The sequence below is a fragment of the Gulosibacter molinativorax genome (assembly GCF_003010915.2).
GTDB lineage: Bacteria > Actinomycetota > Actinomycetes > Actinomycetales > Microbacteriaceae > Gulosibacter > Gulosibacter molinativorax.
In genome coordinates, this window is the sequence record NZ_CP028426.1 from 622,743 (window position 1) to 636,330 (window position 13,588).

Annotated in this window: 11 protein-coding genes; all 11 read left to right on the plus strand. The window is 65.2% G+C overall.

Features of this window, described 5'->3' with window-relative positions:
- The first annotated feature begins 2 nt into the window (after nucleotides 1–2).
- The 11 genes from GMOLON4_RS03010 to GMOLON4_RS03060 all read left to right on the plus strand — a co-directional run bounded on the left by GMOLON4_RS03010 (nucleotide 3) and on the right by GMOLON4_RS03060 (nucleotide 13,586).
- Nucleotides 3–908 carry an ABC transporter permease gene (locus GMOLON4_RS03010; protein WP_026936029.1) on the plus strand — a complete coding sequence of 302 codons (906 nt, stop codon included), beginning with the start codon at nucleotides 3–5 and terminating at the stop codon, nucleotides 906–908.
- Nucleotides 905–2,593: a dipeptide ABC transporter ATP-binding protein gene (locus tag GMOLON4_RS03015; protein ID WP_051266165.1), complete on the plus strand. Its 1,689-nt coding sequence runs from the start codon at nucleotides 905–907 to the stop codon at nucleotides 2,591–2,593. Before GMOLON4_RS03010 ends, GMOLON4_RS03015 begins: the two co-directional genes overlap by 4 nt.
- Nucleotides 2,590–3,798 (plus strand): LLM class flavin-dependent oxidoreductase, encoded by a 1,209-nt coding sequence (locus GMOLON4_RS03020; protein WP_026936028.1) that lies wholly within the window; start codon nucleotides 2,590–2,592, stop codon nucleotides 3,796–3,798. Before GMOLON4_RS03015 ends, GMOLON4_RS03020 begins: the two co-directional genes overlap by 4 nt.
- Nucleotides 3,795–5,132 carry an LLM class flavin-dependent oxidoreductase gene (locus tag GMOLON4_RS03025; RefSeq protein WP_026936027.1) on the plus strand — a complete coding sequence of 446 codons (1,338 nt, stop codon included), beginning with the start codon at nucleotides 3,795–3,797 and terminating at the stop codon, nucleotides 5,130–5,132. The genes GMOLON4_RS03020 and GMOLON4_RS03025 overlap by 4 nt, the downstream gene beginning before the upstream one ends.
- The gene (locus GMOLON4_RS03030; RefSeq protein ID WP_051266162.1) at nucleotides 5,129–7,210 is read left to right on the plus strand and encodes an FAD/NAD(P)-binding protein; all 2,082 of its coding nucleotides are present in this window, start codon (nucleotides 5,129–5,131) and stop codon (nucleotides 7,208–7,210) included. Before GMOLON4_RS03025 ends, GMOLON4_RS03030 begins: the two co-directional genes overlap by 4 nt.
- Before the next feature lie 46 nt (nucleotides 7,211–7,256).
- Nucleotides 7,257–8,699 carry a M20/M25/M40 family metallo-hydrolase gene (locus GMOLON4_RS03035; protein WP_035731829.1) on the plus strand — a complete coding sequence of 481 codons (1,443 nt, stop codon included), beginning with the start codon at nucleotides 7,257–7,259 and terminating at the stop codon, nucleotides 8,697–8,699.
- 71 nt (nucleotides 8,700–8,770) lie between these two features.
- On the plus strand, nucleotides 8,771–9,136 hold the full coding sequence (erpA, locus tag GMOLON4_RS03040) for an iron-sulfur cluster insertion protein ErpA (protein WP_051266159.1): 366 nt from the start codon (nucleotides 8,771–8,773) through the stop codon (nucleotides 9,134–9,136).
- A 185-nt stretch (nucleotides 9,137–9,321) separates the two neighbouring features.
- The gene (ctaC, locus tag GMOLON4_RS03045) at nucleotides 9,322–10,242 is read left to right on the plus strand and encodes an aa3-type cytochrome oxidase subunit II (protein ID WP_026936025.1); all 921 of its coding nucleotides are present in this window, start codon (nucleotides 9,322–9,324) and stop codon (nucleotides 10,240–10,242) included.
- A gap of 11 nt (nucleotides 10,243–10,253) precedes the next feature.
- Nucleotides 10,254–11,972 carry an aa3-type cytochrome oxidase subunit I gene (gene ctaD / locus GMOLON4_RS03050; protein ID WP_035731819.1) on the plus strand — a complete coding sequence of 573 codons (1,719 nt, stop codon included), beginning with the start codon at nucleotides 10,254–10,256 and terminating at the stop codon, nucleotides 11,970–11,972.
- A gap of 9 nt (nucleotides 11,973–11,981) precedes the next feature.
- A complete protein-coding gene (gene ctaF / locus GMOLON4_RS03055; protein ID WP_026936023.1) occupies nucleotides 11,982–12,401 on the plus strand; it encodes an aa3-type cytochrome oxidase subunit IV in 420 nt (139 codons plus the stop codon).
- A 63-nt stretch (nucleotides 12,402–12,464) separates the two neighbouring features.
- Complete coding sequence (locus GMOLON4_RS03060) at nucleotides 12,465–13,586, plus strand: winged helix DNA-binding domain-containing protein (RefSeq protein ID WP_035731809.1); 1,122 nt, start codon at nucleotides 12,465–12,467, stop codon at nucleotides 13,584–13,586.
- Nucleotides 13,587–13,588 lie beyond the last annotated feature (2 nt).

Consider the following 13,588-nt stretch of genomic DNA (forward strand, 5'->3'; position numbering starts at 1 on the left):
ACATGACCGAATCAATCGTCGTTACCGCTCAGGCGGGCGCCCCCGGGCCGAGCGAGACCAAACCCCCCGCCGCGAAGGGCGTTGTCCGCGGTGGCCGGCTCGGCGGCATCGTGCGCAATCTCGGCCTCGTGATCGCCCTGCTGATCATTGCGGTCGTGATCGCCTGGGCGATCTGGCCCGAGGCGTTCGCGAAGTATGGCCCCAACGAACCGATTCCTGACGCGCGCCTGCTGCCGCCCTCGGCGGCGCATCCCTTCGGCACGGACAACCTGAGCCAGGACGTCTTTTCGCGCATGGTGCACGGCACATTCACCTCGGTGACGGCAGCGGCCCTCGCCGTCCTCGGCGGTTTCGTCGCGGGCAGCCTCATCGGCCTGCTCGCGGGGTACCTCCGCGGCTGGGTCGACGAGGTCCTCATGCGCATCGTGGATGTGCTGCTCGCCATTCCCTCCATCCTGCTCTCGCTCGCGATCGTCGCGTCGCTCGGCTTCGGGATCGTCAACCTCGCAATCGCGGTGGGGGTGACCTCGACCGCGGCGTTCGCGCGCGTGATGCGTTCCTCGGTGTTGCGCGAGTCCGAGGCCGTGTACGTCGAGGCTGCGCGGATGAGCGGAGCGCGGTGGCCCGCGGTGATCTTCCGCCATGTACTGCCGAACTCGATCGCTCCCGTCCTGGCCATGGCGGCCCTCGAATTTGGCACGGCGCTGTTGGCGATCTCGGCACTCAGCTACCTCGGCTTCGGCGCGCCGCCGGACGTTCCTGAGTGGGGCTCGCAGGTTGCGCTCGGCCGTGACTACATTGCGACGGCTTGGTGGCTCACGACCTTCCCCGGTCTCGTGATCGTGACAGTCGTGCTCGCGGCCAACGTCATCTCAAACCGGCTCAATCGAGGAGTGCGACGCGCATGACCACTGAAGCTGCTGAAAGCCGGGAGGCGCGACCCGTGCTGCTCGAGGTCGAGGACCTGCACGTCGACTACGTCGTGCGCGGGCAGGAAGTTCCGGCCGTGCGCGGGGTCGACCTCACGATGCGTGAGGGCGAGATCGTCGCGATCGTCGGCGAGTCCGGTTCGGGCAAGTCGACGTTTGCCAAGGCGGTGCTCCACCTGCTCGCCGATAACGGCCGTGTGCACGCAACGCGGATGGCATTCGCCGGGCGCGACCTCACGAGCCTTAACCGACGCGAGTGGCGGAAAGTCCGCGGCGCCGAGATTGCGCTCATCCCGCAAGACCCGACGCTGTCGCTCGACCCGCTGATGTCCGTGGGCAAGCAGGTCGCCGAGACCCTGCGCATCCACAAGCTCGCAACGAAGGACGAGGCGCAGGCGCGCGCGGTCAAGCTGCTGGCCGAGGCGGGCATCCCCGATCCCGAACAGCGGGCGTGGCAGCTGCCCTCCGAGTTCTCGGGCGGGATGCGCCAGCGCGCGCTGATCGCATCCGCCCTCGCAGGGGAGCCGCGACTGCTCGTGGCAGACGAGCCGACCTCCGCGCTCGATGTCACCGTGCAGCGACAGATCCTCGATCACATCGAGCGCCTGCGCGATGAACTCGGCATCGCCGTGCTCCTCATCACCCACGACCTTGGCGTTGCGGCCGATCGCGCCGACCGCATCCTCGTGATGCAGCACGGGCAGGTTGTCGAGTCCGGCGCGGCGGCGACCGTCCTCGCGAATCCCGAACACGACTACACGCGCCGGCTCGTGGCCGCGGCCCCGGGGCTCTCGGGCACGACCGTCACCTCACGAACCCCGGCTCCGGCGCAGGACGCCGAGGTGGTGTTGCGCGTGCGCGACCTGCGCAAGGAGTTCAAGCTGCGTGGTTCGGGCGAGACCCTCGTCGCTGTAGACAATGTCGCGTTCGACATTCGTCGCGGCGAAACCTTTGGCCTCGTGGGGGAGTCCGGTTCGGGCAAGTCGACAACCGCACGCGTTGCCCTGCAGCTCGAGCGCGCGACGAAGGGCACGGTCGAGTTCGACGGCGTCGACATCACCGAGTACCGAGGCGAATCGTTGCGCCAATTGCGGCGTCGCTTCCAGCTCGTCCACCAGAGCCCCTACGCCTCGCTCGACCCGCGTATGACCGTCGGCGAGATCATCCGTGAGCCGCTGCGGTCTTTCAAGATCGGCTCCCGAAGCGAGCAGAAGGCTCGCGTGGCTGAGCTCCTCGACTCGGTCGCGCTGCCGAAAGACTACGCCGAGCGCCGCCCGGATGAGCTCTCGGGCGGCCAGCGCCAGCGCGTCTCGATCGCGCGGGCCCTGGCGACGAAGCCCGACTGCGTCGTGCTTGATGAGGCAGTATCGGCCCTCGACGTCTCGGTGCAGGCGCAGGTGCTCGAGCTGCTCGCACAGGTGCAGCGAGACACCGGCGTCGCGTACCTCTTTATTAGCCACGACCTCGGCGTCGTCGGCGAGATCTCGCACCGGATCGGGGTGCTGCAGCGCGGTGCGCTCGTCGAGACGGGCACCAGTGAGGCAGTACTGAAGAATCCGGAGCACCCTTATACACAGGCCCTCATTGCGGCAATCCCCGGCGCGCAACTTAGCGAGGCGCGCCAGGCAACGAGCAACGTGGACACGCAGGAGAATCACTCATGACGCAAAACGCATTCGGACTGGCACTTGGCACAGACGGAGTCGGCTGGCACCCGTCGGCGGAGCGATTCGATTCGGAGTCGCGAGCCGCGGACCCCGCCTTCTGGAGCCGGACGGCACAGCGCGCGGAGGCCGCGGGCTTCGACCTCTTGACCTTCGAGGACCAGCTCGAGCTGCCGAACGATGGCGGACACTCTGCCCGCTTCGACTCGTTTTCGCTCAGCAGCTGGCTTGCGCCACAGACCAAGGCGATCGGCCTCGTGCCCGCGGCGACGACCGCGACGCAGGAGCCCTTCCACGTCGCGACCGCGACGCAGACGCTCGACTTCGCCTCGAACGGCCGCGCGGGCCTCCGACTGCGAATCGGCCTGTTGCCCGAGGAACTCGCGGCGGCCGGGCGCGAACCCGTCTTCACGAGTCTCACGGAGTTTCAGGCGCTGACGCCGCAGGAGCAACAGCGTGCGTATTACGCGGGCTTCGCCGAGGGCTGGGAATTCGCGCAGATCGTGCGCCTGGTTTGGGACTCGTGGCAGGATGACGCCGAGATTCGGGATGCGGCGACCGGTCGCTTCCTCGATGGCTCGCGCATCCACAACCCCGAGTTCAAGGGGAAGTACCTCTCGGTCTACGGTGCCTCGATCACCCCGCGTTCGCCCCAGGGCCAGCCGCCGGTGTTTGCGCTCGCGCACCAACAGGTGCCGTATGACTTTGCGGCCGCAACCTCCGACGTCGCCTTCATCACGCCGTTCGGGGAGGCTGACCTCGCGGAGCGTCGTGTGGGGGCCGAGGGCGCCTCGGAGCGCGTGGGCCGTGCCGGCTCGGCGCTCCAGCTGTGGCCTGACATCGCGGTGTCCGTCGGCACAGAAGGGCGCAGCCGGTTGGCTGAGCTCAACGAGCTCCACGGCGCCGAATTCGTCACCGACACGGGAATTTTCGCAGGCACTGCGGACGAGCTCGTCGACCTCGTGGTGTCGTGGCACGAGCAGGGTCTCCAGGGTGCGCGACTGCGCCCGCTCGTGACGAGCGCTGACCTGGCCGTCCTCGCCGATGAGGTGCTCCCGAAGCTCCGGCGTGCCGGAGTCGCATCCGCGGCCCCGGAGGCAACCACGCTGCGTGAGCGGCTCGGGTTGCCCGTAGCGCAGAACCGGTTTACCGATTCGGCTCCCTTTACCGCAGACTTCACCGCAGCCGAGGAGGCAATCGCATGACCCAGCATCGTCAGATTCACTTCGCCGCGCACTTCCCGGGCGTGAACCAGCAGACCGTCTGGTCGCATCCTGATGCCGGTAGCCAGATCGAGTTCGAATCATTCAGGAAGTTCGCGCAGATCGCGGAGGCCGGGTTCATGGACTACCTCTTCCTCGCGGAAGGCCTGCGCCTGCGCGAACAGAAGGGTGCCTTGCACGAGCTCGACGTTGCGGGCCGACCCAACACCGTCGGTGTGCTTTCGGCGCTCGCCGCCGTCACCGAACACATCGGTCTCGTCGGCACGATGTCCTCCACGTTCAACGAGCCGGCGGATATCGCCCGCCAGCTGCAGACGCTGAACGTGCTCTCAGACGGTCGTGCCGGGTGGAACGTGGTCACCACGTCCAACGCCTTCACCGGGGAGAACTTCCGTAAGGGCTTCTACCTGCCGCTTGACCAGCGCTACAACCGCGCACAGGCGGTCGTGGATGCGGCCCGCCAGATCTGGCAGACCGCTCCCGGCGACCGCGAACACCTCGTCGCCCGGCACGACGAGCTGCTCGATTTCGAAACCGCGGGGACAGTGCCGCCGGAGGGACTCGGCGCGGAATCTGGCCGCTCCCCGATGCTCGTACAGGCCGGCATGTCGCCGCAGGGCCGCGACTTCGCCGCGAAGAATTCGGATGTCATCTTCTCGCACTACGCCTCGTTCGAGAAGGCGCAAGCCTTCCGCGCCGACATCACCGAGCGCCTGGCAGCGAATGGTCGCGCGCCGGAGTCGCTCAAGGTGATGCCCGCAATGGCGATCGTGCTCGGCGACACCGAGGCAGAGGCACAGGAGCGTTCCCTCGAGATCCGTCGCGCCCAGGTGAGCCCGCAGACCGCGATCTCGTTCGTCGAGCAGGTGTGGGGACGCGACCTCTCCGACCACGACCCCGACGGGCCGCTGCCGAGCTTCGAGCCGACTGAGGGCCTCGCGGCCGAGGGCTGGGTTAATACGTACGAGGATCGCTTCGAGCGCGTTGCCAAGTGGCGGGAAATCTCGGCGCGCGAAAACCTCTCGATTCGCGACATTGCCGTGCGTGAGTACAACTACGACCAGTTCATCGGCACCCCCGAACAGGTCGCGGACTCGATCATCGCAGCGGTAGACGGCCGCGCGGCGGATGGCTTCACGCTCGTTGGGCACCTCGTTCCCGGGGGCCTCGCCGAGGTCGTCGAGAAAGTGATCCCAATCCTGCAGGAGAAAGGCGCGTACCGCACCGAATACCGGCAGGGCGCATCCCTGCGCGAGCTCATGGGCACGACCGCAGCGCCGCTGCGCGAGCAAGAAACTGCGCGGACCTCAGCATGACCGGACCGACTCGTCGCGCGGCCAGGCTCGTCGACCACGACGGCCACCTCGCCACGCGCTGCATTACCTTCGTCGGCGCCGGGCCCCGCACCGCGGGCATCGTCGAGCGGCTCATCGCGAGTCAGCCGGAGATTGACGACCGACCGCTGATCCTGCACCTCATCGACCCGTACCCGCCCGGGGCGGGCCGCATTTGGCGAGACAACCAGTCCGGTCTCCTTACCCTTAACTCGATGGCGGGCGACGTCACGATGTTCACCGACGAGTCCTGCTCGATTGAGGGCCCTGTCGTAACCGGTCCCGACCTCGCCACGTGGGCGAAGGAGGTCCGCGAGGGGCGCATCCGGAACATCGATATCGACCCGGTGAGCGATCCGCAGCTGGCCGAAGAGCTCGAGCACCTCACGCCTACGAGCTTTCCGACGCGACGACTCCACGAGCGCTACATGACGTGGTTCCTCGAGCAGGCGGTGGACGGCCTCAGCCCCGGGTCGAAGGTTATGTGGCACCGGGATGAAGTGATCAAGGTCTCGGATGATCCCTCGGGCGCGCAGGTGGTCACGCTCGCAAGCGGTGACGAGCTCACGACCGACCTCGTGATCTATTCATTCGGGCACCTCGGCAGCGAAGTGACCGGCGAGGCCCGCTACTTCAGCGACTTCGCGGCGCTCAAGGGCTCGCAGTATCTGCCGCCGTCGTACACGGCGGATGTGGATCTCGGCGGCTTCGAGGCTGGCTCGGAAATCATCGTGCGTGGCCTCGGCCTCGTCGCAATCGACCTCATCGTGTTGCTCACGCTTGGACGCGGGGGGAAGTTTGTGCGCGAGAAGGATGGCAAGCTCCGCTACCTTGCCTCGGGGCACGAGCCAAAGCTACTGCTCGGCTCGCGCCGCGGTGTGCCGTATCGCTCGAAGGTCTCATCCACGCCGCGCGGCGAGAGGTATGTTCCGCGCTACTTCGACGGCGAGGTCGCGAAGCGCATTGCCGAGAAGACTCCCGGACTCGACTTCAGCGACCATCTGTATCCGCTCATCCGACGCGAGGTGCTGCACGCCTACTATCTCGAGCTGTTCACGGGCTCGCCCGACCGAGTCGCGATGGAGTGGCTCGAGTTCCGCGACGGTCTCGACCGGCTCGACCTCGACGGGGATGCATACACCGACCTCGTGGCGCGCGCCATACCGGATCCGGAGGATCGCCTCGACCTCGCCGTGCTCGACCGCCCGCTGGCGGGGGTCCACCTCGAAAGCAGCGAGGCGCTCCAGGAGTGGTCGCGGGACTACATCGCGCACAATCTCGAGCGCAGTACGGATCCGCGCTACTCCGAGATGCAGGCTCTATTTAATGGAGTCCTCTTCGCATTCATGGCCTCGGCCGAGATCGCGACGTCCCCAAATTGGGATCCCACCTCGTTCATCCGCGAGTACCAGCGACGCTGGTTCAAGTTCTTCAGCTACATCGCGTCCGGGCCGCCGCCCGGACGGCTCGAGCAGCTGCTCGCACTGTCCGAGGCGGGAGTCATCGAGTTCCTCGGCGCGGGCGTGATCGTCTCGGCCGACAACGTGTCAGGCGAATTCGTCGCGAAGAGCGCGACGATTCCCGGCGAGCGCCGCACCCGCGCGCTCGTCGACGCGTGGCTGCCCGAAGCCAGCACGGACCACACCGACTCACGCGCGCTACGGGACCTTCTCGATAGTGGCGCCGGACGCGAGCAGCAGGTCGGTTCGATCTCGAACGGCCTCGTCGAGGTGCGGATGTCCGACTCGCGCCTGATCCGCAAGGGCGGCGGAGTGCATCCCCGCCGCTTCGCCGTCGGGCCGGGGACGAGTCGGCCGAATACCGGCGCGTTCTCGCGCCCCGGTATCGATGCGCTCGCCTTCCGCGAGTGGGATTCGGTCGCGCGCGCGGTCCTCAAGGAGCTGCGCAGCATTCGCGAGGCCGCGGGCACGCCGGAGCAGCCGCCGCGCGATGACGATCGCCTCGAGACCGAATCCTCGGATGACAGTCTCGCGTCGGCGTTCGACTCCGCCGCGTATTACAGCCCGGAGGACGGCGTCGAGGACCTGGTGGGCCGCTAGGTCCCGCGTGCGGTTCGCGCAGGTCGCCGGTCGTAGGCTTGAGGGTATGAGTGATTCTGAGACCCCGCCGATTGGCGACCAGATCGGCGACCAGCTCCGCGACCGCGTGCAGCTGGGCATGCCGAGCGTTATTCGTCGACTGAGCGAGCTGGTGCGCATCCCGTCGGTGAGCTGGGACGAGTTCGACCGCGACGAGGTGCGGCGCAGCGCGGAGGCCACCCGCGAGCTCTTCGAGGCGACTGGGCTCTTCGACTTGATCGAGGTGCAGCAATACGAGGATGCGGCCGGTCGCCTCGGCCAGCCCGCCGTGCTCGCCCATCGGCCGCCGCTTTCGGGCTATCCCACCGTGCTGCTCTATGCGCACCACGACGTTCAGCCTCCCGGCGACGACGCGAAGTGGCGCACACCCGCATTCGAGCCAACCGTCATCGGCGACCGCCTGTACGCGCGCGGCGCGAGCGACGACAAGGCCGGGGTACTCGTGCATGTCGCCGCGCTCGAGGCGCTGCGGGATGTGCTTGAGGCACGGCGTGAGCCGTTCGGCCTCGGTATCTCGATCCTCATCGAGGGCGAAGAAGAGAACGGCTCCCGCAGCTTCTCGCGTTTCCTCGACGAACACCGGCCGCAGCTCGAGGCCGACTACATCATCATCGCGGACAGCGACAACGCGGGGGTGCGGACGCCCTCGCTCACCGTGGCGCTCCGCGGTAACGTGACGTTCAACCTCACCGTGCGCACGCTCGAGCACGCGTCTCACTCGGGTATGTATGGTGGCCTCGCCCCGGATGCGATGCTCGCGACGGTGCGCCTGCTCAACACGCTCTGGGATGAGGGTGGCGCGGTCGCCGTTCCCGGCCTGCGTTCGCACGACGCCGAGGTGCCGGAGGCCGACGAGCGGCAGCTCATCGAGGAGGCCGGCGTCCTCGGCGGCAAGCTCATTGGCCGCGGCCCCCACAACGCGCGGATGTGGTACCAGCCGGCCATCACGATCACTGGTATCGACGCACCCAACGTGGCCAACGCATCCAACACCCTGCTGCCGGAGGTGCGCGTGCGGATTTCGGGCCGCGTCGCCCCCGGGCAGTCGGCGAAGGAGTATGCGGATGCACTACTCGAGCACCTGCGCGACAATGCGCCGTTCGGCGCGGAACTCGAAGTCGACTCGCTCGACTGCGGGGAACCCTTCCTCGTCGACCTCGGTGGCCAGGGCACTGCCCGGATGTTCGACGCCATGGGCGAGGCCTGGGACACGCACCCGACGCTTGCGGGCATCGGTGGCTCGATCCCGATGATCTCCGAAATCACGGAACGATTCCCGGACGCGGAGGTACTCGTCACCGGCGTCGAGGATCCGGGCACGATGGCACACTCGCCGAACGAGTCCCAGCACCTCGGCGTACTGCGGCGGGCCATCGAATCGGAGGCCCGATTCCTTGCCGCGACGCTCGATGCGCAAGTCAGTGACGCAACGCGCGCGGGCGTGGAATAATTTACAAACACTTGGCGTTGAGCCAAATACGGCGCAGACTGGCGTCACGAAAAGTTTTTTCAGGAGGAACCATGACGACAGCGCTCACGGGCATTACCGTCACCGAGAACGGCCACAACGTCTCGCTCACGCAGACCGCGGTGGACAAGGTGAAGTCGCTGCTGAACCAGGAGGGGCGCCCCGACCTGCGCCTGCGCGTGGCAGTGCAGCCGGGCGGATGCTCGGGCCTGATCTACCAGCTCTACTTCGACGAGCGCGAGCTCGAGAACGACGCGAGTGTCGATTTCGACGGCGTCGAGCTCATCATTGACGAGATGAGCGTGCCCTATCTCGATGGCGCATCAATCGACTTCTCCGACACGATTGAGAAGCAGGGTTTCAATATTGATAACCCCAACGCGCAGGGCAGCTGCGCGTGCGGTGATTCGTTCCACTAAGGCTCAAAACGCCACAAGGGGCGCACGTATCCGGGAGGATGCTCGCGCCCCGTTGTGTTTTTCCGCGGCGATCGCGGTTATCAATCTCGTGAAACACGCCACGCGGGCCCCCTCGATTGGCAAGCCGATGACCGAATAGGGCTACACTGGGAATCGTCTGTATGCGTCTTCTCGAAAGGTCCAACGTGCGGAAGAACCACCGTAAAAAGTGGACAGCGCTCTCGCTGAGCGGTGTCCTAGCGCTCGTGCTCTCAGGTTGCACGGCACAGGAACTCAATGGCTACATGCCGGGCCTTCCGGGGACCACCGACGTGGGAGACATGACCGCGACGTTCTGGGTGAACTCCTGGGTCATCCTCCTCGCCATCGGTTTCTTCGTCTGGGGGCTCATCATCTGGGCAACCGTCGTCTACCGTCGCCGGAAGAACGAGACCGGCCTCCCCGTCCAGATGCGCTATCACATGCCCATCGAGATGCTCTTTACGATCCTCCCAATCGTTCTCGTTGGCGGCTTCTTCGCGTTCACCGCGCGTGACCAGGCCATCATCGAAGACAACTACTCAGCAGAAGACCTCGACGTTCACATCGAGGTCTACGGCAAGCAGTGGGCGTGGGACTTCAACTACCTCGACGTTGAGGGGTCGCAGTATGACGGTGGCGTCTTCTACCAGGGTGTGCAGGCCGTCGAGCTCCGCGACGCAGAGGGTAAGACCACTGGCGAAATTGACTACGGCCAGCTGCCGAAGCTGTACGTTCCCGTCGGTGCGAACGTCACGCTCGACCTGAAGTCGCGCGACGTCGCGCACTCATTCTGGGTCCCCGAATTCAACTACAAGGAAGACACCATCCCCGGCAAGACGAACCAGTTCTCGTTCGTCGCTGAGCGCGAGGGCACCTACATGGGTAAGTGTGCCGAGCTATGTGGTGAGTTCCACTCGATGATGTTGTTCCAGGTAGAGGTTGTCTCGGAAGCCGAGTACAACGACTACATCCAGTCGCTCCGCGACCAGGGCAACGACGGCGCACGCGGTGACGACTACAACCGCGAACTTGACAACCCGGGAACCAGCGTCCCGGTCATCCAGCATGAAGAAGAAGAGCACTAGGGCAGGGCGAAATGACTTCGACACTGAATAGGCCCGCTGCCGCCGGCGATAAGCCGGTCGCAGAGCAGGATCTTGGGACAAACAAGACCGGCAACAAGGGCAATCTGATTTTGAAGATGCTTACGACCACCGACCACAAGATGATCGGGTACATGTACCTCGTCTCGTCGGTCGTCTGGTTCTGCATCGGTGGTGTGATGGCACTGCTCATCCGCGCTCAGCTGTTTGAGCCGGGCATGGAGCTCATCGCAAACAAGGAGCAGTACAACCAGCTGTTCACCATGCATGGCACGATCATGTTGCTGATGTTCGCGACGCCGCTGTTCTCGGGCTTCGCCAACGTCATGGTTCCGCTGCAGATCGGTACGGCGGATGTCGCCTTCCCGCGTCTGAACGCCTTCGCGTTCTGGCTCTACTCGTTCGGTGCGATCATCGCGGTGATGGGCTTCCTTACCCCGCAGGGTGCGGCTTCGTTCGGTTGGACGGCATATACGCCGCTGTCGCTGTCGACATTCTCGCCGGGAGTCGGTGGCAACCTCTGGATCGCGGGCCTGGCTCTGACCGGTTATGCGACGATCTTCGGTGCAGTGAACTTCATCACGACGATCGTCACGATGCGTGCGCCGGGTATGACCATGTGGCGCATGCCGGTGTTCACCTGGAACATCATGATCACCTCGATCCTCGTGCTGTTCGCCTTCCCCGTCCTGACCGTCGCCTGGTTCGCGCTCCTCATGGACCGTGTCTTGTTGACGCACATATATGACGTGGATGCGGGAGGCACGATCCTCTACCAGCACCTGTTCTGGTTCTTCGGTCACCCAGAGGTGTACGTCATCGCGCTACCGTTCTTCGGTATCGTCTCGGAGATCTTCCCGGTCTTCAGCCGCAAGCCGATTTTCGGCTACAAGACGCTCATCCTGGCAACCATCTCGATCGCCGCTCTGTCGGCTTCGGTGTGGGCGCACCACATGTACGTGACCGGCTCGGTACTGCTGCCATTCTTCGCGCTCATGACGATGCTGATCGCAGTTCCGACCGGTGTGAAGATCTTCAACTGGCTCGGAACCATGTGGCGCGGCTCGATTACCTTCGAGACTCCGATGCTCTGGTCGCTCGGCTTCCTCGTGTCGTTCCTCTTCGGTGGTCTGACCGGTGTCATCCTCGCGTCGCCGGTGCTCGACTTCCACATCTCCGACACCTACTTCGTAGTGGCTCACTTCCACTACGTGATCTTCGGTACCGTCGTGTTCGCAATGTTCGCCGGATTCTACTTCTGGTGGCCGAAGTGGACGGGCAAGATGCTCAACGAGGGCCTCGGCAAGATTCACTTCTGGTTGCTGTTCATCGGTTTCCACCTGACGTTCCTCGTCCAGCACTGGCTCGGTGTCATGGGTATGCCGCGTCGTTACTACACGTACCAGCCCGAGGACAACTTCACGTGGATGAACCAGGTCTCGACGATCGGTGCGATCGTGCTCGCGATCTCGATGATCCCGTTCTTCCTCAACGTCTTCCTCACCCACACCCGTGGCAAGAAGGTAACCGTGAACGACCCGTGGGGATACGGCGGCTCGCTCGAATGGGCGACCAGCTGCCCGCCGCCGCGCCACAACTTCACGTCGATTCCGCGCATCCGCTCGGAGCGTCCGGCGTTCGACCTCAATCACCCCGAGTATTCGGCTCCGGGCTCGCACGACGAGCCGGTCACCGTAGGCGGAAAGGCATAGAGCAAGACCATGCGCTCAACTAGAAATATTCTTTGGGGTCTGACCGTTTTCTACGTGATCGTGGCACTCGGTTACACGATCTGGACCGGACCCATTGAAGGCAACCCAGAGTGGGTCGGTATCGTCGCCTTCTGGCTGATGGGTCTGTTCACCGCGTTCATCGCGTTCTACATGGGCTTTGAGAACAAGCCGTTCGCGAAGAAGCCGCTACCGGAAGACCGCGAAGAGGCCGAGATCTCGGATGCGGATGAGGACCTCGGGTTCTTCTCGCCGGGCTCGATGTGGCCGTTCATCACTGCCGCCGGTGTCGGCGCAGTGTTCGCGAGCATTGCGTTCGGTTGGTGGCCCGCATTCTGGTTCGCCCCGGTCGCCATCGTCGGCCTTCTCGGCTGGATGTTCGAAACCTACCGTGGCAAGTTCGGTCACTAAGACTTTGCGCTAGCCACACCTCGTAAGGGAGCCTGCTCGGGCTCGTCGCATACACTGTGCGACATGTCTGAGCAGGCTCCCTTGTCATTTCCCGCGCTCTCGGCGCATCGGTTCGTCGCCCAGGGGCTCTTACCTGCGGAGGCCGCCACGAGCCCGCAGGAGGCCGCTGAGCTGCTCTCCTGTGCACAGGGGCAGCACCTCGGCGGGGTCATCGCGGCGCTCGCGCTTCGCTCTGGAACAACGGCCGCCGAGGTCGTGGATGCGTTCAACGCGGGCGCTCTCGTTCGTGGGTATCCGATGCGTGGCACAGTGTTTGCGATGTCGGCCAATGACGCGGGGTGGCTCACCTCGCTCGGTGGACCCCGGTCGGTGCAGGGCGCTACGCGTCGCCGCGAAGAGCTCGAGCTATCGGATGCGCGGATCGCGCAGCTCACGGAGGCTATTCTCGAGCTACTGCGTGACGAGCCCGGTGGGGCGCTCACGCGCAACGAGCTCGGGGATCGGCTCGCGGAGCGGGGACTGCCGCTGACCTCTCCGCAGCGATATCACACGCTGTTCACGCTGATCGCCTCCGGCGTGCTGCTCTACGGCCCGATCTCGGGCTCCGAGCACCTGGTGGTGTCAGCAGCTGACTGGCTGCCCGCCTCGGGGTCGTTGGAAGCGAGGTTCAACGGTGATGAGCTCGCCGCGACCGCCGAGTGGCTTCGCCGGTACCTGATGGGCCACGGTCCCGCAACGCTGCGGGACTTCTCGTGGTGGACGAAACTACCGCTCGGACAGATTCGCAAGGCGAAGGATGCGTACCTCACGGAATCCGAACTCGAGCACTATGGCCTGAACGGCGCTCGCGAGGAGCTGTGGGGGCCTCCGGGGCTAACGGCAACCGTGAGCGCGACCGAGGCTAAGCTCGCGTCTCCTAGGCTCCTGCCGCCGTTTGACGAGCTGCTGCTCGGGTACCAGGATCGCTCGGCGCTCGTGCACGACGATCATCACTCCAAGATCGATGTTGCGCGCAACGGGGTGTTCAAACCAGTTGTGTACGTCAAGGGTCGGCTCGTCGCGACCTGGGCGAGCGTTGGCAGCGGTAAGAACCGGCGACTCGAGGTAACGCCGTTCGAGAGGCCGCTGTCGCAGCGTGCGATTGCTGCGCTCGCACGGGAGTTTGCGCGGTATCCGCATCGCTAATC